We start from the raw sequence: 23,082 nt of genomic DNA, 5'->3' as shown, positions 1-23,082 counted from the left end.
ACATGCGTACTGCGGACTGATGTGTCCGTCATCGGTGGGGTCCGGGCTCGCACGCCCGGACCCCACTTCGTGTTTTCCCTGCGGCGGAAGCCGACCGTGCCGGAGCGCAGGCCGCTCGACGCCTGAAAGCGCGAGGGGGCGCCGGTCAGGTTCGGACCTCTGGCGGGAGGGTGAACCAGACGGCCTTGCCGCGCTCCGTGGGCCGGTGGCCGCAGGCCTCGCTCAGCGCCCGGATCAGCAGCAGCCCGCGGCCGCCTTCCTGCCACGGGTCCGGCCGTGGCATCGGCGCGCCCTCGGTGAGTCCGGCGGGCGGCAGCGGGTCCGTGTCATGGACCTCGACCTGGCAGCCCGACGGCAGCAGCTCCACCACGAGCTCTATGGGCGAGTCCTCCGTGGTGTGCTCCACCGCGTTGGCGACCAGCTCCGCCGTGAGCAGCTCCGCGGTGTCGCGGTCCGCCGCCGCCGGGTGGCTGCCGTCCTCCAGTGCCGCGCGGACCAGCGCGCGCGCCATGGGGACGGCCGCCGTGGTGTGCGGCAGCGTGAATCGCGACGAGGCGGGACCGGTGGCTGGGGGCAAGGCGGACTTCCGTTCGGTGGCAGTTCCAGTGCGCAACCCTACGGAGCGCAGGACGCCGAACCGCGGGCGAGCGGCTGTGGTGCCCGGGAGCTGTGCCAGAACCGGGACCGGACTTTCTCCGAGTCGCAACAGTCGTATCGCGTACTCATGACGGCAGTCATAAATGAGTGATAGCTTCGAAGGCGGATGCAGCAGACCGCCCGCGCCGAAGGAGGCCCCACTCCATGAGCCCCTTTACCGGTTCCGCGCCCCGCACCGAGGACTGGCGTCATCTGCGGCTGACGAGGGACGACGGTGTGGCGACCGTCACCCTCGCCCGCCCCGACAAGCTCAACGCCCTCACCTTCGGTGCCTACGCCGACCTGCGCGATCTGCTCGCCGAGCTGTCACGGGAACGCTCGGTGCGGGCCCTCGTGCTCGCCGGTGAAGGGCGGGGGTTCTGCTCCGGGGGAGACGTCGACGAGATCATCGGCGCGACCCTGTCCATGGACACGGCACAGCTCCTCGACTTCAACCGGATGACCGGCCAGGTCGTCCGGGCGATCCGGGAGTGCCCCTTCCCCGTGATCGCGGCGGTGCACGGCGTCGCCGCGGGCGCGGGAGCGGTGCTGGCCCTCGCGGCCGACTTCCGGATCGCGGACCCCTCGGCCCGCTTCGCCTTCCTGTTCACCAAGGTGGGGCTCTCCGGCGGCGACATGGGCGCCGCCTATCTGCTGCCCAGGGTGGTCGGTCTCGGCCATGCGACGCGTCTGCTCATGCTGGGCGACGTGGTCCGCGCCACGGAGGCGGAGCGGATCGGCCTGATCAGCGAGCTGACCGACGAGGGCGGGGCGGACGCCCGGGCCGCCGAGTTGGCCCGCCGCCTCGCGGACGGCCCGGCACTGGCACATGCCCAGACCAAGGCTCTGCTGACGGCCGAGCTCGACATGCCGCTCGCCGCGTCGGTCGAGCTCGACGCGGCGACGCAGGCGCTGCTGATGAACGGTGAGGACTACGCGGAGTTCCACGCGGCCTTCACCGAGAAGCGCCCCCCGAAGTGGCAGGGCCGCTGACATGCCTCCGGCAGCGACCCCGGCCCCTCGGCCAGGGGGACGCCCGGCCCCGGCCCCTCCCGGTCCGGCCCCGCACCCGACGAGCCCCGGCGACCTGCTGCCGCCTTTGAGCGCACCCGTCCGCATGGCCCAGGGCGCCGCGCCCGACGCGGACCCGGTTCGGGAACCGGTCGACAACGCGGACCGTGCTCAAGGGGCGCTCGTGGTCGGCCGCGCCCGCCGCGACCGGAGCGCCACGCCCGAGCAAGCCGCCGGCACACCGCGTCCGCTGCGCGTCGCCGTCATCGGCGGCGGTCCCGGCGGGCTGTACGCCGCCGCGCTGCTCAAGCGGCTCGACCCCGCGCGCAAGGTCACCGTCTGGGAACGCAACGCACCGGACGACACCTTCGGCTTCGGTGTCGTCCTCTCCGACGAGACCCTCGGCGGCATCGAGCACGCCGACCCCGTCGTTCACCGCGCTCTTCAGGACGAGTTCGTACGGTGGGACGACATCGACATCACCCACCGCGGCCGCACCCTCACCTCCGGGGGGCACGGCTTCGCCGCCCTCGGCCGCCGCCGGCTCCTGGAGATCCTCCACGAACGCTGCGAGTCCCTCGGCGTGCGCCTCCGCTTCCGCACACCCGCCCCGCCCGCCGCAGAACTCGCCGTGTCCCACGACCTCGTCATCGCCGCGGACGGCGTCAACAGCCTGACCCGTGAGGCGCACGCCGACGTCTTCGCACCCCGCATCACCACCCACCGCTGCCGTTACATCTGGCTCGCCGCCGACTTCGCCTTCGACTCCTTCCGTTTCGATGTCGCCGAGACCGAGCACGGCGTGATGCAGCTCCACGGCTACCCGTACTCCCGCCCGTCACCCGACGACCACCCCGCAGCGAGGTCCTCCGGGCCGCAGCACCGATCCGGCGCCTCCACCGTCATCGTCGAGATGCGCGAGGAGGTCTGGCGCGCCGCCGGTCTCGACGCCTGCGACGAGCAGCAGTCGACCGAGCGCTGCGCCAAGGTCTTCGCCGAGGCCCTCGGTGGCCGCCCCCTGCGCGGCAACTCCTCGGCCTGGATCGCCTTCCGTACCGTGGTCAACGACCGCTGGTCGCACGGCAACATGGTCCTCCTCGGTGATGCCGCGCACACTGCGCACTTCTCCATCGGCTCCGGCACCAAGCTCGCCGTCGAGGACGCCCTCGCGCTCGCCGCCTGCATCGAGGAGCAGCCCGACCTGTCCGCCGCCCTCGCCGCCTACGAGACCGAGCGCCGCCCGGTCGTCGAGTCGACCCAGCGCGCTGCCGCCGCCAGCCTGCGCTGGTTCGAGGAACTCGCCGGCCACACCGACCAGCCGCCCCGCCAGTTCGCCTTCAACCTCCTCACCCGCAGCCGCCGCGTCACCCACGACAACCTGCGGCTGCGCGACCCCGCCTTCACCGATGCCGTCGAGCGTGACTTCGGCTGCCAGCCGGACACCCCGCCGATGTTCACCCCTTTCCGGCTGCGCGGGCTGACCCTGCGCAACCGTGTCGTCGTCTCACCCATGGACATGTACGTCGCACAGGACGGCATGCCCGGCGACTTCCATCTCGTGCATCTCGGCGCCCGCGCCCTCGGCGGGGCGGGCCTGGTCATGACCGAGATGGTGTGCGTCAGCCCCGAGGGCCGCATCACCCCCGGCTGCACCGGCCTCTACAGCCCCGAACAGGCCGCCGCCTGGCGCCGCGTGACCGACTTCGTCCACCACAGCTCACCCGGTACCGCGATCGGCGTCCAACTCGGCCACTCCGGCCGCAAAGGCTCCACCAGGCTCATGTGGGAAGGCATCGACCAGCCGCTCGACACCGGCAACTGGCCCGTGTCCGCCGCGTCACCGCTCCCCTACCGCCCGGGGACCAACCAGATCCCGCACGCACTCGACCGCACCGGACTCACCGAGATCCGGCAGCAGTTCGCCGCCGCCACCCGGCGCGCCGCACGCAGCGGCTTCGACCTCCTCGAACTCCACTGCGCCCACGGCTACCTGCTGTCGGGCTTCCTCTCCCCGCTGACCAACCGACGGACCGACGCCTACGGAGGTTCCCTCGAGCGGCGGCTCCGCTTCCCCCTCGAGGTCTTCGACGCGATGCGCGAGATCTGGCCCGACGACAAGCCCATGACGGTCCGCATCTCGGCCACCGACTGGGCCGACGGCGGCACCACCGCCGAGGACGCGGTGGCCGTCGCCCGCGCCTTCGCCGCTCACGGCGCCGACGCCATCGACGTCTCCACCGGCCAGGTGGTCGCCGACGAGCGCCCCGAGTACGGCCGCTCCTACCAGACCCCGTACGCCGACCGGATCCGCAACGAAGCGCATGTGCCCGTCATCGCGGTCGGCGCCATCTCCTCCTGGGACGACGTCAATTCGATCCTGCTGGCCGGTCGCGCCGACCTCTGCGCCCTGGCCCGCCCCCACCTCTACGACCCGCACTGGACGCTCCACGCGGCGGCCGACCAGAACTACACCGGCGACGCAGCGCCCTGGCCCCTCCCGTACCGGGCGGGCAGCCGCAAACCCCCCACCGGCCGCACCGACGCCCCCAGACCGCGGCTCACTCTGGGCTGAGGCACTCCTGGCGGCGGCACGGATCCGGGTGCGGCCCGCCGTGGTACACCGCCGGCCCCCGCGGTCACGGCCGCGGCTGCCCGGTGACGAAGAGGGCCCCCGCGTCCCGCAGTCGTGCGTGCAGCCGGCCGAAGACCTCCGCCGAGCGGCCGCCCGGCCAGCTCTGCGGCAGCAGCTCGCCCGGCAGGCCGGGATCGGCGTAGGGCAGGCGCCGCCACGAGTCCAGGGCCGACAGGTAGTCCCGGTAGGCCGCCTCCGCCGGGGTGTCCTCGCGGGCCTCCCAGGAGCGCAGCACCGGTTCGTGCAGGTCGAGGAACTCCTCGTGCTGCTTGGCGATGGCCGCCAGGTCCCACCAGCGCGAGACCGACTCCGCCGTCGCCGCGAAGCCGAGGTGCTCCCCGCGGAAGAGGTCCACGTACGCGTCCAGCTGGAGCCGTCGCAGCGTGTGCCTGGCCTCCTCGCAGAGCCTGGCCGGCGCGATCCACACCCCCGGCGCGGCCGCCCCGAAGCCGAGTCTGACCAGTCGGGAGCGCAGCAGATGGCGCTTGTGCCGCTCGGCCTCCGGCACGGAGAAGACGGCGATGACCCAGCCGTCGGAGAGGTCGGCGGACGACGGGGCGTAGATGCGCCGGTCACCGTCGTCGAGCAGCTGGCGGGCGTCCGGGGACAGGGCGTACCCGGCCGCGCCCTCGGACGTGCGCTCCGGGACGAGCAGCCCGCGCCGTTTCAGCCGGGAGACCGAGGAGCGCACGGACGGCGCGTCGACGCCGAGAGCGCCCAGCAGCCGGATCAGCTCGGCCACGGCGAGGGGACCCGGCCGGTCGCGTCCGTACGCGCCGTAGAGGGTGACGATCAGGGATCCGGGGGTGTGCTGCTCGGCCACGTGATCACTCTAGGGCTCGCAGCCGGAACCGCTGCAGCTTGCCGGTCGGCGTACGCGGCAGGGAGTCCAGGAAGACGATCCGCCGCGGGCACTTGAACGGCGTCAGCCGCTGTTTGACGAAGTCACGCAGCTGCTCGGCGGCCCTCTCGCCGGCCGTGGCGCCGTCGCGCAGTACGACGTACGCCACCGCGATCTGGCCCCTCAGTTCGTCGGGCCGGCCGACGACCGCGGCCTCCGCGACTCCGGGATGGTGCAGCAGCGCGTCCTCCACCTCGGGCCCGGCGATGTTGTACCCGGCCGAGATGATCATGTCGTCGGCGCGGGCGACGTAGCGGAACCAGCCGTCGGGATCGCGTACGTAGGTGTCGCCGGTGAGGTTCCAGCCGCCCCGCACGTACTGGGTCTGCCGCTCGTCGGCCAGATAGCGGCAGCCGACCGGGCCGCGGACGGCCAGCAGTCCCGGCTCGCCGTCCGGAACCGGCAGCCCCTCGCCGTCCACCACGCGCGCCTGCCATCCCGGTACCGGGACGCCGGTGGTGCCGGGTCTGATCGACTCGTCCGCCGCCGAGATGAAGATGTGCAGCAGCTCGGTCGCGCCGATGCCGTTGATGATCCGCAGTCCGGTCCGCTCCTGCCATGCCTGCCAGGTCGCGGCGGGCAGGTTCTCGCCGGCCGAGACGCAGCGCCGAGGGGAACGGGTGTCGTGACCGTCGAGCTGTTCGAGCATCACCCGGTAGGCGGTCGGCGCGGTGAACAGCACCGACACCCGGTGCTCGGCGATGGCGCGCAGCAGCTGCCCGGGGCCGGCCTGCTCGAGCAGCAGGGCGCAGGCACCGGCGCGCAGGGGGAAGACGATCAGGCCGCCGAGTCCGAAGGTGAAGCCGAGCGGCGGGCTGCCGGCGAACACGTCGTCGGGCACGGGGCGCAGCACATGCTCGGAGAAGGTGTCGGCGATCGCCAGCACGTCCCGGTGGAAGTGCATGCACCCCTTGGGGCGGCCGGTGGTGCCCGAGGTGAAGGCGATCAGCGCGACGTCGTCGGCCGCGGTCGCCACGGCCTCGTACGGTTCCGCCGTCCGCGCGCCCGCGAGCCGCAACAGATCGTCGGGGGCGTCTTTGCCGTACGCGGTGATCCGCAGCCCCGGCACTTCCGCCTCGACCAGATCGTCGACCGCCCGCACGTCGCACAGCGCGTGCGAGACGGCGGCGATCTCGCACACCGTCGCCAGCTCCTTGGCCCGGTGCTGGGCCAGCACGGTGACCGCGACGGCGCCGGTCTTCATCACGGCGAGCCAGCACGCCGCGAGATACGGGGTCGTCGGCCCGCGCAGCAGCACCCGGTTGCCGGGGACGACCCCGAGCTCCGCCGTGAGCACGTGCGCGATCCGGTCGACCTGTTCGAGCAGGTCGCCGTACGACCACACCTCCCCGCCGCCGGACCGGAAGACGGGACGGCCGGCGCCGAAGCGCTCGATCGTACGGTCCAGCAGTTCCGTGCCGCAGTTGAGCCGCTGCGGGTACCGCAGCGAAGGCAGGTCGAAGAGAAGTTCCGGCCACTGGTCCGCGGGCGGCAGATGGTCGCGCGCGAAGGTGTCGGCGTGGGCCGAGGGTGTCAGCTCCATGGTTCGCCCCCTGTCGGGTCGGCGTCGCCAAGCGAGCGTATCGTGATGGTGACGACAGTCAACACTTCGCGATACCGTGCTTTTCGGGGGCACCCCGGCAGAGGCGTCCGGCTGCCGTCGGACCGACTTCAGTGGGAGCACGAATGCCCGTATTCTCGCTCGATCCGGTACAGACCGCCTGGTGTGCGGAGCTGCGGACGTTGGCGGCGCAGCGGCTGCGGCCCCTCGCGGAGAAGGGTGAAAGCGGCCGCGTCAACCGCCCCTTGGTGGAGGAGCTGGGCCGACTCGGGCTGCTGGACCGCCTGTTCACCGCCGGTGCGCTCGAACTCTGCCTGCTCCGCGAGTCGCTGGCCCACGGCTGCACCGAAGCGGAGACCGCCCTCGCCCTCCAGGGCCTCGGTACCTCGCCCCTGGTCCAAGCGGGTACCGAAGCGCAGCGCGGACGCTGGCTCCCCGACGTCGCCGCGGGCCGGGCCGTCGCCGCCTTCGCCCTGAGCGAGCCCGACGCCGGCTCCGACGCCGCCGCCCTCGCCCTGAAAGCGGTGCCGGACGACCGCGGCTGGCGGCTCAGCGGAGAGAAGCGGTGGATCTCCAACGCCCCCGAGGCCGACTTCTACACCGTCTTCGCCCGCACGACCGGAGGAGCCGGAGCCCGCGGGGTCACCGCCTTCCTCGTGCCGGCCGACCGCCCGGGCCTGGCCGGCAGCGCGCTGGAGATGCTCTCGCCGCACCCGATCGGCGCGCTCACCTTCGACGACGTCCCGGTCACCGCCGACGATGTGCTCGGCGAACCGGACCGAGGCTTCCGCGTCGCCATGAACACCCTCAACCGCTTCCGGCCCAGTGTCGGTGCCTTCGCCGTCGGCATGGCGCAGGCCGCCCTGGATGCGACCCTCACCCACACGTCGAGCCGCCGCGCCTTCGGCGGCCCGCTCGCCGACCTGCAGTCCGTCTCCCATCGCGTCGCCGAGATGGCCACCCGTACGGAAGCCGCCCGGTTGCTCGTGTACACCGCGGCCTCCGCGTACGACGCCGGTGCCGCCGATGTGCCGAAGCGCTCCGCGATGGCCAAACTGCTCGCCACGGAGACCGCCCAGTACGTGGTCGATTCGGCCGTACAGCTGCACGGAGCCCGTGCCCTGCAGCGCGGCCACCTCCTCGAACACCTCTACCGCGAGGTCCGCGCCCCGCGCATCTACGAAGGCGCCACCGAGGTCCAGCGCACGATCATCGCCAAGGAGCTCTACGCAGAGGAACGCCACCCCGAGGAGACCCCCGCATGACCCTGTCCCGACACAACCCGGTCGAACTGTCACCGCCCACCGGCTTCTCCCATGCCGTCACGGCCTCTGGCACGCGCCTGGTCTTCCTGGCGGGTCAGACCGCGCTCGACACGGACGGCAAGGTCGTCGGCGACACGCTGCCCGGGCAGTTCGAGACCGCTCTCACCAACCTCCTCACCGCCCTCGCCGCTGCCGGCGGCACCGCGCACGACCTCGCGCGCGTGACCGTCTACGCCACCGACATCGCCGACTACCGCACCCACGCCGCCGAACTGGGCCGTATCTGGCGCCGGTTGGCGGGCCGCGACTACCCGGCGATGGCGGTCATCGGGATCGTGCGGCTGTGGGACGAGCAGGCCCTGGTCGAAGTGGACGGGGTGGCGATGCTGCCCTGAGCCGGTTCGCCCCGGCTTGATCGACTGGTGACGCGTCACCCGAAGGGATTAACGTCGAACAGTGGACGGCCCCGTCCACAAGCCCGCGCAAGGGGAACCTCTTCGAGGCACGATGCGCCATGACGACCCGGCAGCCGACTCCCGCAGTCCAGCCGTCCGCCCCCGGCAGGGGCGGCGGGAAAGGGATGGCGCTCCTGGTCATCGCCTCGTGCCAGCTGATGGTGGTCCTCGACATCACCATCGTGAACATCGCACTGCCGCACATCCAGAGTTCCCTGGGGTTCTCCACCACCAGCCTGTCCTGGGTGGTCAACGCCTACACGCTCACCTTCGGCGGCCTGCTGCTGCTCGGCGGGCGTGCCGGTGACATCCTCGGCAGGCGGCGCGTCTTCGTCTTCGGCATACTGCTCTTCGTGCTGGCGTCCCTGCTCGGCGGGCTCGCCCAGACCCCCGGTCAGCTGCTGGCCGCACGTGCTCTGCAGGGCGTCGGCGGCGCCATCGCCTCGCCGACCTCGCTGGCGCTGATCACCACCACGTTCACCGAAGGCCCTGAACGCAACCGGGCGTTCGGTGTGTTCGCGGCCGTGTCCGCCGGCGGCGGCGCGATCGGGCTGCTGGCCGGCGGCATGCTCGTCGAATGGCTCGACTGGCGATGGGTGCTGTTCGTCAACGTACCGATCGGCCTGCTCATCGCCGTCGCCACACCCCGCTGGATCAAGGAGTCGGAGCGCCACCCCGGCCAATTCGATCTCGCCGGCGCCCTGACCTCCACACTCGGCATGGTCGCGCTCGTCTACGGATTCATCCGCGCCGCCCAGGACGGCTGGCGCGACGTCTACACCCTGGCGTCGTTCGGGGCGGCGGTGGTGCTGCTCACGGCCTTCCTCATGGTGGAGAGGCGCTCCAAGCAGCCGATCACACCGCTGCACATGTTCGCCGACCGCAACCGTGCGGGCACCTACGGCATGATGCTGGCGCTCGCCGCCGCCATGTTCGGCATGTTCTTCTTCCTGACCCTCTTCGTCCAGAACGTGCTGGACTTCGGTCCCCTGCAGGCCGGCCTCGCCTTCCTCCCGGTCAGCGCGGTCATCGCGGTCGGGGCCGGCATGGCCTCCAAGCTGCTGCCGAGGTACGGTCCCAAGCCGTTCATGGTGACCGGTGCGGTCCTGGCCGCCGCCGGGCTGGCATGGCTGACCTTCACCGACATCCACTCCACCTATGCGGGCAGCATCCTCGGGCCGATGCTGGTCTTCAGCCTCGGCATGGGGATGCAGTTCGTGTCCTTGACCCTGATGGCGCTCTCCGGCGTGCCGACGCACGAGTCGGGCGCGGCGTCCGGCCTGCTGAACGCCACCCAGCAGGTGGGCGGTTCCCTGGGACTGTCGATCCTGGTCACGGTCTTCGGCACGGCCAGCGTCAACGCGGCGAAGGACCGGATACCGCGCTTCTTGGCCGAGGCCACCCCGGCGGAACGGCTCGCGTTCCAGCGCACCGGTGAACTCCCGCCGCCGTGGGACGACCAGGTCCTCACCGCCGGCATCTCGGCCGCCTTCGTCATGGCCGCGGTCTTCGCCGTGCTGGCAGCACTGATCGCGCTCCTCGTCATCCAGGTGCGCCCCTCCGACCTCGAGCGCCTCCAAGGCGGTGTCCGTCCGGGCGGCGGCTGACCGGCAGGGCGGAGCGAAGGCTCCGGCGCTCCTTTCACCGGGGCCTTCGTCATGAGCGGTGATGGTGAGCCGATGGGGCTCGGAGCGGGTCAGCCGATGGGGCTCGGACCGGGACCGCGCCTGCGGTTGCGGACTCCGCCGCCCCGCAGGCCGGCCGCGGCGGCCATGGCCAGGCCGCAGAGCAGCGCGACCGCGCCGACGATGACGTTGTTGACGATGCTGCGGGTCGTGTCCATCGCGCCGGCGACGACCCAGGGGGAGATGATCGTCCATACGCCGATGGCGCATGCCGTCCATGCCATGGCGTGGGTGCGTTCGTAAGCGGAGCTGAAGCCGCCCATGCACAGGGCGAAGGCGACACCGGTGATCAGATTGCACACGGCCAGGTTGGTCAGCCCGCTGAAGCCGGCGATCCATGGCGAGGCCGCCAGGTAGAGACCCGTGACAAGGGCCAGTGTCTCAACGGCCTGGGCGCGCGGAGTGTTGGTCGCCCGCTCGAAGCGGGAACGCATCTCGGCCAGGTCCGGGTGTTGCTCGATGTCTGCGTGGGTGGTCATGGTGGGCCGCCTCCTGTCAGCAGCCTTATGTGTCCTTTATATCCATGGAACGCCCTTCCCGGCGGTCAGGTCAATGGGCAATTCCCCGCTGGGCGGTCACTCCGCATCGGACCCGGCATTTCGGTGGAACCCTTCACGAAGCGCTCCGAAGTACGGGATCCTCCTACGGGGATCTGCCGGCCATACGGTGCGGACCGGGTGCGCCACCGGACCGAGGGCGGCAGCGATCGCGGGAGGGCCGCCATGCGCATTCTGCTCGTCGCCAGTGCCTGCAACAGCCTGACCCAGCGCGTCCAGGCCGAGCTGCGTGACCGGGGGCACGCCGTGCCTTTGGAGGTGACGCCCGACGGCGCCGCCGTACGCGCCGCCGTCCACAGACACCGGCCCGACCTGGTTGTCGCGCCCATGCTGAAGGCCGTCGTACCGCAGGACGTATGGTCGGCCCACACCTGTCTCGTTGTGCATCCGGGGCCGGCGGGCGACCGCGGGCCGTCCTCTCTGGACTGGGCGATCCATGAGGACGCTGCCGAGTGGGGTGTCACCGTGCTCCAGGCCGAAGCGGAGATGGACGCCGGCGACATTTGGGCCACCGCGGACTTCCGCGTCCCGCGCGTGGCCAAGAGCGACCTGTACCGGAACGAGCTGTCCGACGCCGCGCTCGACGCCGTGCTGCTGGCGGTCGACCGCTTCGCCCGCGGCCGCCCGCCCCGGCCGCAGGCGGATCTGGTGCGGACCGGCGCCGTACGGACCCGGCCGTACCTGCGGCAGGAGACGCGCCGGATCTCCTGGGACGACGACAGCACGGAGACGGTGCTCCGCAAGCTGCGCGGCGCCGACTCGCAGCCCGGCGTACGGGACGAACTGCTCGGCGCCGAATGGTTCCTGCACGGCGGTCACCCGGAGGACGGCCTGCGCGGCCGGCCCGGCGACCTGCTGGCCACCCGTGCGGGTGCGGTCTGCCGCGCCACGGCGGACGGCGCGGTGTGGATCCCCGAACTGCGGCCGCACAGCGCCCCCGGTCTGCCGCGCGCCTGCAAACTGCCCGCCACGACGGCACTCGCCGGGCGGCTGCCGCGGCTGCCGGAGCCGGCCGCCCCACCGCAGCCCGCCGAGGGCCGCCGGACCTGGTCCGACATCCGCTACCGGGAGGAGGGGCCGGTCGGGGTGCTCTCCTTCTCGTTCCCGGGCGGGGCGATGAGTACCAGTCACTGCCGCCGCCTGCTGTACGCCTACCGGGCCGCCTGCTCACGTCCCACCTCCGTCCTGGTGCTCGGCGGTCATCGGGACTTCTTCTCCAACGGCATCCATCTGAACGTCATCGAGGCCGCGGCCGACCCCGCCGCCGAATCCTGGGCCAACATCAACGCCATGAACGACCTCGTCGAGGCCGTCCTCACCACCACCGACCGGCTCGTCGTCAGCGCGATCGGCGGCAACGCCGCGGCCGGCGGGGTCATGCTCGCCCTGGCCGCGGATGAAGTCTGGTGCCGCTCCGGCTCGGTCCTCAATCCGCACTACCGGCTCATGGGCCTGTACGGGTCGGAGTACTGGACATACACGCTGCCGCGCCGGGTGGGCGCCCCCATGGCCGAGCGGCTCACCCGACAGGCCCGTCCGGTGTCCGCGGCGGCCGCGCTGAGCGCGGGGCTCGTCGACCGGGTCGTCAACTGCGGGCCGCAGGAGTTCACCGGTGAGGTCACCCGGTGGGCGGCCCGCCTGGCGGCCCTGCCGGCGGGGCAGTTGCGCGTCGCCGCGAAGAAGGCGGAGCACGAGCGGCGCGAGTCCGCCACGCCGCTGGCCGCCTACCGTGAGCAGGAACTCGCCCGCATGCTGCGCGTCTTCACCGATGCCGATGCGCCGTACCACGCCCTGCGCCGGGCGTTCGTCCGCAAGGAGCCGGTGCCGGGTGGCATCGACGACCACCGTGATACCGCGGCAGGGACCGGCCTGTCGGAACACGGTCGTGCGGCGGGATCCGGCGGAGGAGTGGCACGATGGCCTGTACGGCCGATGTGACGGCCGTCACCTGCTCCCTGGGGGATCGATGAACGTCTGGCTCGCATCCCGACTCGTTGCCGTGGCCGCCGCGACCACCCTGGTCCTCACCGGCTGCACGGGCTCCGGCGGCTCCACGGACGCCTCGGCGTCACCGTCCGGCGGAACGGGGGCGACCTCGCCCTCGCCCGGCGTCTCCGCGTCCGAGGCGACCACCGCCCCGCCCACCACCGCCCCGCCCACCGGCGCATCGCCGACGGCGTCCGCGTCCGCGCCCGGCCGGGGCGAGTCCGTCCCGGGCTTCCGGGGCCTTCTGCCGATGTGGCCGTTCGCCACGCTCGCCCAAGCCGAGGACTGGGAGGGCGAGTTCCGCTCCGGCGGCCACCAGCCGTGGCATCTCGACGCGGAACAGACCGCGCTCTCCTTCACCCGCCACTACCTGGGCTTCGAGGGCCTCGACCGGGTCACCTCACGGTCCGTCGACGGCCGGCAGGCCCGTATCGGAGTCGGTCTGAGCGGGACCGAGTCCACCGGCACCGCGGCGGTCGTCCACCTTGTGCGCTTCGGCGCCGGACCGGATGCCCCGTGGGAGGTGGTGGGCACCGACGACACGACGTTCTCCCTCACCACGCCCGCCTACGGGTCGACCGTCAGCTCCCCGCTCCCGGTCGGGGGACGGATCACCGGCGTGGACGAGAGCGTTCGCGTGGAGGTGCGGCAGCCGTCGGCGGCGGCGCCGCTGGGCACCTCCTGCTGCACGTCGGCCGGCGGCAAGGGACAGCCCTGGCGGTCGTCCGTCACCTTCGCCGGCCAAGGCGGAGCGGTGCTGACCGTCGTCGCGTCCACCGGGGGCCATGTCGCCGAGGTCGAACGGTTCACGGTCACGGCGGTACGCGCCGGCTGACCGATGGACCGGGCCTTTGCGGCAGTCGGTGCGGTCGGCGGGTGCTGGGCCGATCGGAGGACCGTCGGGGTGGCGGGAGGATGCAGGGGGTAACGGCTTGCAACCGACCGGTACAGGTGAGGGCATCGAAGCCGGTGAACGAGGTGGTGCTGTGCTCCCACGATGGTGCGGCAGGGTGGCGGCGGTGGTGGCTGTCGTCATGGTCAGCGGCTGTGGTGCGGTGTCCGAGCGCCGCGACGCGGCCACCGCGGCGACCGAGCGCTTCGAACAGGCGCTGGCGTCAGGGCAGTACGCCGAGGTGTGCCGCGCACTGGCGGACGTCACCCGGCAGGAAGTCGAACAGTCCACGGGCAGCCCGTGTGAGCAGGGCATGAGCCAGGAGAAGGTGCCCGACGGAGGGCGCGTCGTCCATGTCGACGTCTACGGCCGGCAGGTGCGCGCCGTCCTGGCAGAGGACACCTTGTTCCTGTCGCTGTTCCCCGCCGGCTGGAAGGTCATGGCGGCGGGCTGCACACCGCAGCCCGAGCAGCCCTACCAGTGCGAGATCAAAGGTGGGTGACGGCTGATGAGAGTCCTGTTCATCGTGACCCTGCTGGTGATCTTCGGCGGAGTGGCGTACTTCTCGGCACTGGGGCTGATGCAGCGATGACCTCCCGTAGCGACAAGGCATCAGGAAGGATCGGCCGGCCCGGACGGTTCTGGCACGACAACGGGCTCGGGCTGGGCTTCGGCACAGCGTTCCTGATCGTGCTGGTCGCCCAGGCCTTCGCCGGACACGCCGACTACAACAACCAGTTGCTCGGCGACGGTATGGCCCAGGTCGGTTTCGGCGACTACATCACCTCGTCGGACTTCGGCGTCGACGTGATGGAGAACTGGCAGTCCGAGTACCTCCAGTTCTTCCTCTACATCTTCGCCACCGTGTGGCTCGTGCAGCGTGGCTCCCCGGAGTCGAAGGAACTCCACAAGGCCGGCAGGGAATCCGACGAGGACCAGATGGTCGGCGAGCACGCCAGGGAGGACTCGCCCAGCTGGGCGGCGGACCGCGGCTGGCGTCAGGGCGCCTACGCCCGCTCACTCGGCCTGGCGATGGGCCTGATCTTCCTGCTGTCCTGGCTCGCCCAGTCCATCACCGGCACCGCCGCCTACAACGAACAGCAGTTGCGGCAACTGCAGGCACCCACCAGCTGGGCCGAGTACCTGCTCTCCTCCGACTTCTGGAACCGGACACTGCAGAACTGGCAGTCCGAACTGCTCGCCATCGGCTCCATGGTGATTCTCTCCATCTATCTGCGCCAACGCGGCTCTCCGGAGTCCAAACCCGTCGGAGCCGGCCACGGCGACACCGGCGTCGAAGGCTGACCGGCGCTCGACCGCCGGACCCTGTCGGTCCCTTCCGGGTCCCGTCCCGGCCCCGCCCGGCGCGAGGTGCGGGCGCCGGCCTGCGGGTCACTCGACCCGCAGGCCGCCACGGATGCCGCGGCGGCCTGACAGTACGCCGTCACAACGAGCCGGACCTGATCGTCGCCGACGAGCCGACCACCGCCCTCGACAAGCTCGGCGCGGTCGGTGAAGGTGCCGATGGTGATCTCGGTGCCGGCCGGATCTGCGGCCGCGGTGCGTGGGACGTCCTGGCGCAGCTTCCCGGCCCAGGGCAGGGCGGGGCCCAGCAGGCCGTGAGCGACGTCGGCCCGTCCCTCGTAGACGCTTCGTACGAGACCGCCGAGGAGGCGGTCTTTTCCGCGGCGGCGTGGGCAGTTCCGCGCGCCCGGCGGTCCTGGCGTGGCGAACAACGGCTCAGGAACGCCCTTCGCGGATCCTGGCCGTATCGCCGGAAGGACCGGCGTCCCCGTGAACATTCCAGGAGATTCACATGTTGTCCGATGCCGTCGAGCCTGCTGCGCCGGTGCTGGAGCCAGCGGCAGCCGCCTTCGCGGAGGCGACCGCCCATGTGCCCTACCTGTTCGACCTGCCTCCGGTGGAAGGGCGCAAGGCCGTCGACGAGGTGCAGTCCGGCGAGATCGACAAACCCGCGGCGGACGACGAGTGGATCACAGTCCTGGGGGGACCCACGGGCAGCGTCCGCGCTCGCATCGTCAGGCCCGCGGGCGTCGAGGGGCCTCTGCCGGTCGTCCTCTACATCCACGGCGCCGGCTGGGTGTTCGGCAACGCCCACACCCACGACCGCCTGGTGCGCGAACTCGCCGTCGGCGCGGGTGCCGCCGTGGTCTTCCCCGAGTACGACCTGTCGCCCGAGGCCCGCTACCCGGTCGCCATCGAGCAGAGCTACGCCGTCGCCCGGTGGGTCGTGGAAGAGGGCGTGTCCAAGGGGCTGGACGGCTCACGGCTGGCGGTGGCCGGGGACTCCGTCGGCGGCAACATGGCCGCCGCGCTGACCCTGATGGCCAAGGAGCGCGGCGGCCTCCCGCTGGTGCAGCAGGTGCTGTTCTACCCGGTCACCGACGCGAGCTTCGACACCGGCTCCTACCACCGGTTCGCGGAAGGCTACTTCCTGCGCCGCGACGGCATGCAGTGGTTCTGGGACCAGTACACGACGGACGAGGCCGAGCGGGCCCGCATCACCGCGTCCCCGCTGCGCGCCACCACCGAGCAGCTCGCGGGTCTGCCCCCGGCCCTGGTGATCACCGGTGAGGCCGACGTGCTGCGCGACGAGGGCGAGGCGTACGCCAACAAGCTCCGCGAGGCGGGCGTCGCGGTCACCGCGGTCCGGTTCCAGGGCATCATCCACGACTTCGTGATGCTCAACGCCCTGCGCGAGACGCACGCCGCCGAGGCCGCCATCACGATGGCCGTCGGCACCCTGCGCAGCGCCCTTCATGCCGCCTGACAGCAAGGGGGAGACGGCTTCGACGCCCTGGGCCACTTCTGCACCCGCGAGAAACCGGAGGCCGGCGACTCGGTCTCACGGGTGCCGCCGCACACCGCGTGCTGGCTCACGGATGCGTGAGTTCTGCCTCGATCGCTGAGCGGATCCGCTGGCGACGCAGCGCTCTGGCGCACGAACGCCAACCTCCGCGAGACGATGCGTCGAGATCTAGGCATGGATGGCCCGCCGGACCCAGAGGTCGGTCTATACCGCTTGCCGGCTCCTCCGTGAACGGGGGCGGCGTCGGCAGACCGAAACACGGTACCGGAGGGCGGCTGCCTTTATGGCGTTCTCGCAGGTCAGAGGATCCTAGAGCGTCGACTTGCTTCTTCCTGTCCGCGTATGGTCCACCGACCGCCGCCGACCCTTCGTGCAGCAGTCGGCGGTTAGGGCCTGTCCGACGGGTCAGGCCCTGGTGTCTGTCTAACAGGGCTTCGGGCTTGCGCTTTCCGTTGCGGCAACTTCTACGGTCATGTGTGTGGCCGGAGAGACCGGCCCGGCGAGGGAGGCACCAGCAATGGCCTGGTCGATCGCGGAGGTGGCGCGGATGTCCAAGGTGACATCGCGGACGCTGCGGCATTACGACGAGATCGGCCTGCTGCCGCCCGCATGGATCGGGAGCAACGGGCACCGCTACTACGAGGAGGCCGATCTGCTGCGGTTGCAGCAGATCCTGCTGATGCGGGAGCTGGACCTGGGCCTGCGCGAGATCCAGGCGGTCCTGGACAGCCAGCTCGACCAGTTGGCCGTGCTCCGTGAGCACCACCAACGGCTGCTCGCGGAACGGGACCGGTTGGAGACGCTAGCCCGTACGGTCGGCCGCACCATCGCCGAACTGGAAGAAAGTAAGGGCAAGGGCCATATGACGAAGATCAACAAGCCGGAGGACCTGTTCGAGGGGTTCCAGGACCCCTCCGAGGCCGAGGCCGAGGTACGGGAGCGGTGGCCGCAGGCGTGGGAGCAGTCCCGGCAGGCCGTCGAGGCGATGACCTCCGAGGACACGGAGCGCTGGCAGCGTGAGGTGACGGCGCAGATGATCCGTATGGCGGAGTTCATGGTGGCCGGCACGCCGGTATCCGACCCTGCGGTACAGGCCGAGGTGGACGCCAACTACCAGGGCATCTGCCGGTTCTGGACCCCGACCGCGGCCGCGTACAAGGGAGTGGGCCAGACCTATGTCGACGACCCGCAGATGCGGGCCAACTTCGACAAGATCGCCGACGGTCTCGCCGTCTACCAGCGCGATGCGATGGCCGTGTACGCCGATGCCCGGCTGAGCTGACCGCACGCGCCTTAGGGCTGTTCGGCTGGTCATGAGCGCAGCCAGAGGCGAATGGCTGCGACGGTCACGGTGCCGTGGAAGATGTATGCCCTCTTATCGAATCGGGTGGCGACGGCACGGAAGCCCTTGAGGGCGTTGATCGTTCGCTCGACCTCATTCCTGCGCTTGTAGAGCGACTTGTCGAAGCCGGTGGGCCGACCGCCCCGGCTGCCACGGTGCTGCCTGTTGGCCCGCTGGTTCCTCGGTTCGGGGATGGTGTGCTTGATCCGGCGCCTGCGAAGATACCGGCGGTTACGACGGGATGAGTACGCCTTGCCGCCGCTGAGGTGATCAGGCCGGGTGCGCGGTGACCGCCACCCGGCCGTCGTACGCGAACGCGCTCAAGGACCGGGATCAACTGAGGTGCGTCGCCCCCCTGCCCTGGCGTTATCAGCACCGCCAGGGGCCGACAGCCGCCGTCTGCGGCGAGATGAATTTTCGTGGTCAGACCTCCCCTGGACCGGCTGAGAGCCTCGTCGGGGCGATGCTGAGCGGGCAGGATCCGTTTCCTTGGAATTCGCGGCGGACGCCTTCGAGCCCCGGCGGCATGCTGGTGGGCCCGGCAGGTCGTCGAGTCAATGCCGACCATGCTCCAGTCGATACGTTCCTCGGCGTCGGCGTCGGTCTGGACGGCACGCAGCACGTTCTCCCAGGTGCCGTCCGCCGACCAGCGCCGATGCCGGTCGTGGCAGGTCTTCCACTTTCCGAAGCGGGTCGGCAGGTCGCGCCAGGGGATGCCGGTGCGCTGGCGGAAGAGAATGCCGTTGATCACCTTGCGATGACACTTCCACCGCCCGCCCCGTCCCACGTTCTTCGGAAGGTGCGGCTCCAACCGAGCCCACTGCGCGTCAGTAAGATCGCCCCGCCCCACACCAGCCGGAACGATCTCGCCAATCGCCGGTCACATGACCCATCGGACACGCTCCAAGGGTCGGCGGCTCTGGCCTCGAACAGCACATTGTCGGGCGGCACCACGTCGCCGGGCTTGACCCAGACTCAGGTGATTGCGCAGACCTCTGCCTCTGGCACCGTCGTTCACTCGGCGATGTCGACCCCGTATCCGCGTACCAGTACATCGAGGCCGTGGTCGTAGCCCTGGCCGACGGCGCGTAGGCGCCAGACCGGACCTCTGCGGTAGATCTCCGCGAGCAGCATGGTGCGCTCGGTGGTGGCGGCATCCAGGGTGGCCCGGGCGAGAGGGCCCCGCTGCTGCCGGGAGCCGCGCCGATCTGGATCGCCCCGACCGCCCCGAAGGTGGCGGCGCCGTCGATGGCCGCAGCGACGACGACCTTGTGCGTCGCGGGCGGCAGGGAAGCCAGGTCGAGGGCGATGGTCTGTTCGGCCGGGCCGCCGGTCAGCAGCCGCACAGTCCCGGCCGGGCTCTCCGGAGCTCCGTAGAAGATGAAGTCTCCGTCGAAGGTGACCTGTTCGTCCTCGTCGAGGAGGAAGGCGACGACGTCGATTTCGTAGCCGGACTGCGGGGCCCAGCCGGCGGTGACATACCACTCTGGCGCGGGTCTGCCGTGCGGCATGGGCAGGTCGATGACCCCGCCTCTCGGCATTACGCGCGGCTGCTGAAGCCGGAGAGCCGCCTCTGCCGGGGAAGCGGCGGTCGGAGCGGTGAGCCAGTGGAGGTCGTGCACGGGGAGCCCGAGGGCGGTGATGCGGCTCATGCGCCGGTCACCCTCCCCTCCCGGCAGGAGCACGACGTCGGTGACGCTGGAGGACAGGTTGACCGCAGCTGACCCGCCCAGCCCGACGATGCGGGTACGAGTCGCCGCGGCATCGGCATGGGCACCACCGAGCACCAGCACGCGTCGCCCCGCCAGCGGCTTGTCCAAGGTGCCGACGGAGGGCTCCGCTTGGCGCGGAGCGGGTACTGGCACATCGGGGGCGGCTGTACGGAGGGTTGCTGCTTCCGGAACGGGTGCGGCACCGGCTGTGGTCGGCACCGGCTCCACGGGCCCGACGATGGGTTCTGCTTCCGGCTCAGCCACTGGTACGACAGCGAGGGCCGTCGCCTCATGCGCTGTCCCCGGCCGTACGTCGGCCAACAGCCTTAGGAAGGTGTGCTCGTCGATGACCGGCACGCCTTCGGCGAGCGCGCGTCGCGCCTTCGCGGAATCGGACGCAGGTTCATTGGTGACCAGGACGCTGGTGTGCCGGCTTACGGAAGTCATCATGTTCAGCCCAGTGGCAACCGCCCGCCCGACCAGCTCCGCTCGGGCATGGGCGGTCTCACCGGTGATCGCAACCTTCATCCCCTGCAGGAGAGGCCCGCCGGGAGACAGCCGTCCCGGATTGCGGTACGCGCAGGGAGTTTTCGGCGGCTTCGGCGTGAACTGGGACTCTGCCCGGGGCGGGCAGGTCACCAGCGGTAGGGGCAGATCGAGCCGCGCTGCCTCGCGCAGTGATGCCCACAGGATCCCGGCCAGCACACGGGTGTCGTCCAGCGCATCGTGAGCACGCTGCTGGGGGACGCCGTAATGGGCGGCGAGGGTGCCGAGCTTCATGTCGTCCGTCAGCGGATCCACCTGGCGATTCAGCGCCAGTGTGCACAGCCGCTGCGACACCGGCAGCCACATCCGCGCACGGGCGAACTCGTAGGCCAGGAAGTCGTAGTCGAACTGGGCGTTGTGGGCGACCAGGACCCGGTCCTGGAGCATCGCTCCGATCCGCCCGGCGACCTGGTCGAAGGTCGGCGCCCCATGCAGTCGCTCGACGGTCAGCCCGTGCACCTCCACCGGCCCCGGATCGCACCCCGGATTGAGCAGGGTCGAGAATTCCCCGGTCTGCTCGCCGTCCGGACCGATCGTGATCACCGCTACGGACAGTACGCGGTCTCGCCGAGCTATGAGCCCCGAGGTCTCCACATCGACCAGGGCCCAGTCGTAGGCGTAGTCGCCCATGAAGGGCACGTCCAAGGAGGTGGAGACAAGGCTCACGGTGGCAAGGATGAGCTGATATGCAGCCCTCCTTCAACCTGCATGACGATTTGTCATCATCTGGACGGTCGTGGCGAGGTGGTCCGTCTCGCGCCGACCGCAGAGAGACCGCACCGAACGACGGCATCATCGTTCGGAACCCTTGCCGGGCGACTTCCGTTCGGCCGCCGCGAGCCGATCCTGGGCGCCGGATGTGGACTGCGGCAAGGGGAGGTCTTCGGCCTGGCTGTCGCCGAGGTGGACTTCCTCAACGGAGTGGTGCACATAGTCCGCCAGGTGAAGTTGGTCAAGGCGCAGCTGGTGTTCGCTCCACCCAAGGGCGGAAAGCTGCGGGACGTGCCCCTGCCCGATGCTGTGGCGTTCGCACTTGCCGAACACATCACGGAGCGTCCTCCCCCCGAACTCGCCCTGCCTTGGAAGACGCCGGACGGCCCGCCGGTCAAGGCATCGCTGCTCTTCTATTCGCGGGAGCGCAAGCCGGTGAACCGGAACTACTTCAACATGCGTGTATGGAAGCCCGCCCTCGTGGAGGCCGGCGTCATCCCGGATCGAGAGCCGGGGGAGAAGCGCTTCGTGCCCTCCCGCGAGCACGGGATGCATGCCCTTCGCCACTTCTACGCCTCGGTCCTGCTGGACGCAGGAGAGAGAGCATCAAGGCGCTCGCGGAGTACCTCGGGCACTACGATCCAGGCTTCACCCTGCGCACATACACGCACCTCATGCCGAGCAGCCAGGCGCGAGCGTGAAGGGCCGTCGACCGTGTCTTCCGCAAGAGCGATGACACGGCCGACGGCCCCCAGACGGCCCAGAAGGGAGAAAGCGCCTCCTGACCTGCGGATGCGTCAAATGTCGCGGAAGATCTCGATCTGCGCGCCCACCGAGTTCAGCCGCTCCGCCAGGTCCTCGTAGCCACGGTTGATCACGTACACATTGCGCAGTACCGACGTGCCGTCGGCCGCCATCATCGCCAGGAGTACGACCACCGCCGGGCGCAGGGCGGGCGGGCACATCATCTCCGCGGCGCGCCAGCGGGTCGGGCCCTCGACCAGTACACGATGCGGGTCGAGGAGTTGGAGGCGGCCGCCCAGGCGGTTCAGATCGGTCAGGTAGATCGCGCGATTGTCGTAGACCCAGTCGTGGATCAGGGTCTGGCCCTGCGCGACGGCCGCGATCGCCGCGAAGAAGGGCACGTTGTCGATGTTCAGGCCGGGGAACGGCATCGGATGGATCTTGTCGATGGGTGCCTCCAGCTTGGAGGGGTGCACCGTCAGGTCCACCAGCCGGGTCCGTCCGTTGTCCGCGGGGTACTCGGCGGTGCGGTCGTGGTCGAGGCCCATCTCCTCGAGCACCGACAGTTCGATCTCGAGGAACTCGATCGGCACCCGGCGGATCGTCAGCTCCGACTCGGTGACGACGGCGGCGGCCAGCAGGCTCATCGCCTCGACGGGGTCCTCTGAGGGGGAGTAGTCGACGTCGACGTCGATGTTCGGGACGCCGTGCACGGTGAGCGTCGTCGTGCCGACGCCCTCCACCTTGACGCCGAGCGCCTCCAGGAAGAAGCACAGGTCCTGGACCATGTAGTTGGAGGACGCGTTGCGGATGACGGTGACGCCGTCGTACCGGGCGGCGGCCAGCAGCGCGTTCTCGGTCACCGTGTCGCCGCGTTCGGTCAGCACGATCGGGCGGCCGGGGGCGACGGAACGGTCCACCACGGCGTGGTAGATGCCCTCCGTCGCGGTGATGTCGAGGCCGAAGCGGCGCAGGGCGATCATGTGCGGTTCGATGGTGCGCGTTCCCAGGTCGCAGCCTCCGGCGTACGGCAGACGGAAGTTGTCCATCCGGTGCAGCAGCGGACCGAGGAACATGATGATGGACCGGGTCCTGCGGGCGGCCTCGACGTCCATCGAGTCCATGTCGAGCCCGGCCGGCGGCACGATTTCCAGGTCGTGCCCGTCGTTGATCCAGCGGGTGCGCACGCCGATGGAGCCGAGGACCTCCAGCAGCCGGTAGACCTCTTCGATCCGGGCGACGCGGCGCAGCACCGTACGTCCCTTGTTGAGCAGCGAACCGCACAGAAGCGCCACACAGGCGTTCTTGCTCGTCTTGACGTCGATGGAGCCGGAGAGCCGGCGGCCGCCGACGACCCGCAGATGCATGGGGCCGGCGTAGCCTAGGGAGACGATCTCGCTGTCGAGCGCCTCACCGATCCGCGCGATCATCTCAAGGCTGATGTTCTGATTGCCGCGCTCGATGCGGTTGACCGCGCTCTGGCTGGTGCCGAGCGCTTCGGCAAGCTGCGTCTGTGTCCAGCCGCGATGTTGACGGGCGTCACGGATGAGCTTGCCGATGCGTACGAGGTAGTCGTCTGCCATGCCCTGGAGGCTATCTCACATATGAGATGGGCT

At 70.7% G+C, this 23,082-nt stretch carries 17 protein-coding genes and 2 pseudogenes; 12 read left to right on the top strand and 7 right to left on the bottom strand.

The genetic code is table 11. From position 1 onward, the window contains the following. Positions 1-145: 145 nt before the first annotated feature. Entirely contained in the window at positions 146-577 is a 432-nt protein-coding gene (locus tag IE198_RS23230; RefSeq protein ID WP_189889679.1) for an ATP-binding protein, read from the bottom strand. Between the two features lie 224 nt (positions 578-801). Here IE198_RS23230 and IE198_RS23225 point away from each other — a divergent pair, with 224 nt between their 5' ends. Further along, entirely contained in the window at positions 802-1,629 is an 828-nt protein-coding gene (locus tag IE198_RS23225; RefSeq protein WP_189889677.1) for an enoyl-CoA hydratase family protein, read from the top strand. Positions 1,630-1,897: 268 nt separating this feature from the next. Next, a complete protein-coding gene (locus tag IE198_RS23220) occupies positions 1,898-4,219 on the top strand; it encodes a bifunctional salicylyl-CoA 5-hydroxylase/oxidoreductase (protein ID WP_189889813.1) in 2,322 nt (773 codons plus the stop codon). A 64-nt stretch (positions 4,220-4,283) separates the two neighbouring features. On the opposite strand, the gene IE198_RS23215 is transcribed toward IE198_RS23220, so the two are convergent. Both IE198_RS23215 and IE198_RS23210 read right to left on the bottom strand, forming a co-directional pair. Continuing rightward, positions 4,284-5,102, bottom strand: coding sequence for a PaaX family transcriptional regulator (locus tag IE198_RS23215; protein ID WP_189889675.1), 819 nt, complete (start codon positions 5,100-5,102; stop codon positions 4,284-4,286). Positions 5,103-5,106: 4 nt separating this feature from the next. Beyond that, positions 5,107-6,723 (bottom strand): AMP-binding protein, encoded by a 1,617-nt coding sequence (locus IE198_RS23210; RefSeq protein WP_189889673.1) that lies wholly within the window; start codon positions 6,721-6,723, stop codon positions 5,107-5,109. A gap of 143 nt (positions 6,724-6,866) precedes the next feature. On the opposite strand from IE198_RS23210, the gene IE198_RS23205 reads away from it, so the two are divergent. The 3 genes from IE198_RS23205 (at position 6,867) to IE198_RS23195 (ending at position 10,068) form a co-directional block, all read left to right on the top strand. Beyond that, on the top strand, positions 6,867-8,006 hold the full coding sequence (locus IE198_RS23205; protein WP_189889671.1) for an acyl-CoA dehydrogenase family protein: 1,140 nt from the start codon (positions 6,867-6,869) through the stop codon (positions 8,004-8,006). Beyond that, complete coding sequence (locus IE198_RS23200) at positions 8,003-8,401, top strand: RidA family protein (protein WP_189889668.1); 399 nt, start codon at positions 8,003-8,005, stop codon at positions 8,399-8,401. Before IE198_RS23205 ends, IE198_RS23200 begins: the two co-directional genes overlap by 4 nt. Before the next feature lie 185 nt (positions 8,402-8,586). Continuing rightward, on the top strand, positions 8,587-10,068 hold the full coding sequence (locus IE198_RS23195; protein WP_189889666.1) for an MFS transporter: 1,482 nt from the start codon (positions 8,587-8,589) through the stop codon (positions 10,066-10,068). A gap of 89 nt (positions 10,069-10,157) precedes the next feature. On the opposite strand, the gene IE198_RS23190 is transcribed toward IE198_RS23195, so the two are convergent. Continuing rightward, complete coding sequence (locus IE198_RS23190; protein ID WP_189889664.1) at positions 10,158-10,625, bottom strand: SPW repeat protein; 468 nt, start codon at positions 10,623-10,625, stop codon at positions 10,158-10,160. Positions 10,626-10,868: 243 nt separating this feature from the next. On the opposite strand from IE198_RS23190, the gene IE198_RS23185 reads away from it, so the two are divergent. The 6 genes from IE198_RS23185 (at position 10,869) to IE198_RS23160 (ending at position 17,693) form a co-directional block, all read left to right on the top strand. After that, positions 10,869-12,641: a hydrogenase maturation protein gene (locus IE198_RS23185; RefSeq protein WP_189889662.1), complete on the top strand. Its 1,773-nt coding sequence runs from the start codon at positions 10,869-10,871 to the stop codon at positions 12,639-12,641. 28 nt (positions 12,642-12,669) lie between these two features. Next, a complete protein-coding gene (locus IE198_RS23180; RefSeq protein ID WP_189889660.1) occupies positions 12,670-13,524 on the top strand; it encodes a hypothetical protein in 855 nt (284 codons plus the stop codon). A gap of 175 nt (positions 13,525-13,699) precedes the next feature. Further along, entirely contained in the window at positions 13,700-14,083 is a 384-nt protein-coding gene (locus IE198_RS23175; RefSeq protein ID WP_229834254.1) for a hypothetical protein, read from the top strand. An 86-nt stretch (positions 14,084-14,169) separates the two neighbouring features. After that, on the top strand, positions 14,170-14,886 hold the full coding sequence (locus tag IE198_RS23170) for a DUF6766 family protein (RefSeq protein WP_189889658.1): 717 nt from the start codon (positions 14,170-14,172) through the stop codon (positions 14,884-14,886). 514 nt (positions 14,887-15,400) lie between these two features. Next, positions 15,401-16,372: an alpha/beta hydrolase gene (locus IE198_RS23165; protein WP_189889810.1), complete on the top strand. Its 972-nt coding sequence runs from the start codon at positions 15,401-15,403 to the stop codon at positions 16,370-16,372. Between the two features lie 556 nt (positions 16,373-16,928). Continuing rightward, positions 16,929-17,693, top strand: coding sequence for a MerR family transcriptional regulator (locus IE198_RS23160; protein ID WP_189889808.1), 765 nt, complete (start codon positions 16,929-16,931; stop codon positions 17,691-17,693). Between the two features lie 29 nt (positions 17,694-17,722). On the opposite strand, the gene IE198_RS23155 is transcribed toward IE198_RS23160, so the two are convergent. Continuing rightward, positions 17,723-18,603 (bottom strand): IS5 family transposase gene (locus tag IE198_RS23155; RefSeq protein ID WP_189889656.1). Its coding sequence is split into 2 segments (ribosomal slippage): positions 17,723-18,042 and positions 18,042-18,603, totalling 882 coding nucleotides; the frame shifts between segments, so codons are not numbered across the junction. A gap of 164 nt (positions 18,604-18,767) precedes the next feature. Beyond that, a pseudogene (locus tag IE198_RS23150) lies at positions 18,768-20,677 on the bottom strand (TerD family protein). Between the two features lie 110 nt (positions 20,678-20,787). Here IE198_RS23150 and IE198_RS23145 point away from each other — a divergent pair. Next, positions 20,788-21,507, top strand: a pseudogene (locus IE198_RS23145) (tyrosine-type recombinase/integrase); the annotation flags it as partial. Between the two features lie 12 nt (positions 21,508-21,519). Here IE198_RS23145 and IE198_RS23140 read toward each other — a convergent pair. Further along, a complete protein-coding gene (locus IE198_RS23140) occupies positions 21,520-23,049 on the bottom strand; it encodes a helix-turn-helix domain-containing protein (protein ID WP_189889654.1) in 1,530 nt (509 codons plus the stop codon). Positions 23,050-23,082 lie beyond the last annotated feature (33 nt).

The organism is Streptomyces xantholiticus (assembly GCF_014651015.1).
In the GTDB taxonomy this organism is placed as follows: Bacteria; Actinomycetota; Actinomycetes; order Streptomycetales; family Streptomycetaceae; genus Streptomyces; species Streptomyces xantholiticus.
This window is presented reverse-complemented; position numbering and strand designations above follow the sequence as displayed.

What these genes read in the sequence shown, in the direction of transcription:
- IE198_RS23225 (WP_189889677.1), top strand. Translation starts at nt 802, where the DNA reads ATGAGCCCCTTTACCGGTTCCGCGCCCCGCACCGAGGACTGGCGTCAT.
- IE198_RS23210 (WP_189889673.1), bottom strand. Translation starts at nt 6,723, where the DNA reads ATGGAGCTGACACCCTCGGCCCACGCCGACACCTTCGCGCGCGACCAT.
- IE198_RS23205 (WP_189889671.1), top strand. Translation starts at nt 6,867, where the DNA reads ATGCCCGTATTCTCGCTCGATCCGGTACAGACCGCCTGGTGTGCGGAG.
- IE198_RS23200 (WP_189889668.1), top strand. Translation starts at nt 8,003, where the DNA reads ATGACCCTGTCCCGACACAACCCGGTCGAACTGTCACCGCCCACCGGC.
- IE198_RS23195 (WP_189889666.1), top strand. Translation starts at nt 8,587, where the DNA reads ATGGCGCTCCTGGTCATCGCCTCGTGCCAGCTGATGGTGGTCCTCGAC.
- IE198_RS23190 (WP_189889664.1), bottom strand. Translation starts at nt 10,625, where the DNA reads ATGACCACCCACGCAGACATCGAGCAACACCCGGACCTGGCCGAGATG.
- IE198_RS23185 (WP_189889662.1), top strand. Translation starts at nt 10,869, where the DNA reads ATGCGCATTCTGCTCGTCGCCAGTGCCTGCAACAGCCTGACCCAGCGC.
- IE198_RS23180 (WP_189889660.1), top strand. Translation starts at nt 12,670, where the DNA reads ATGAACGTCTGGCTCGCATCCCGACTCGTTGCCGTGGCCGCCGCGACC.
- IE198_RS23170 (WP_189889658.1), top strand. Translation starts at nt 14,170, where the DNA reads ATGACCTCCCGTAGCGACAAGGCATCAGGAAGGATCGGCCGGCCCGGA.
- IE198_RS23160 (WP_189889808.1), top strand. Translation starts at nt 16,929, where the DNA reads ATGGCCTGGTCGATCGCGGAGGTGGCGCGGATGTCCAAGGTGACATCG.
- IE198_RS23140 (WP_189889654.1), bottom strand. Translation starts at nt 23,049, where the DNA reads ATGGCAGACGACTACCTCGTACGCATCGGCAAGCTCATCCGTGACGCC.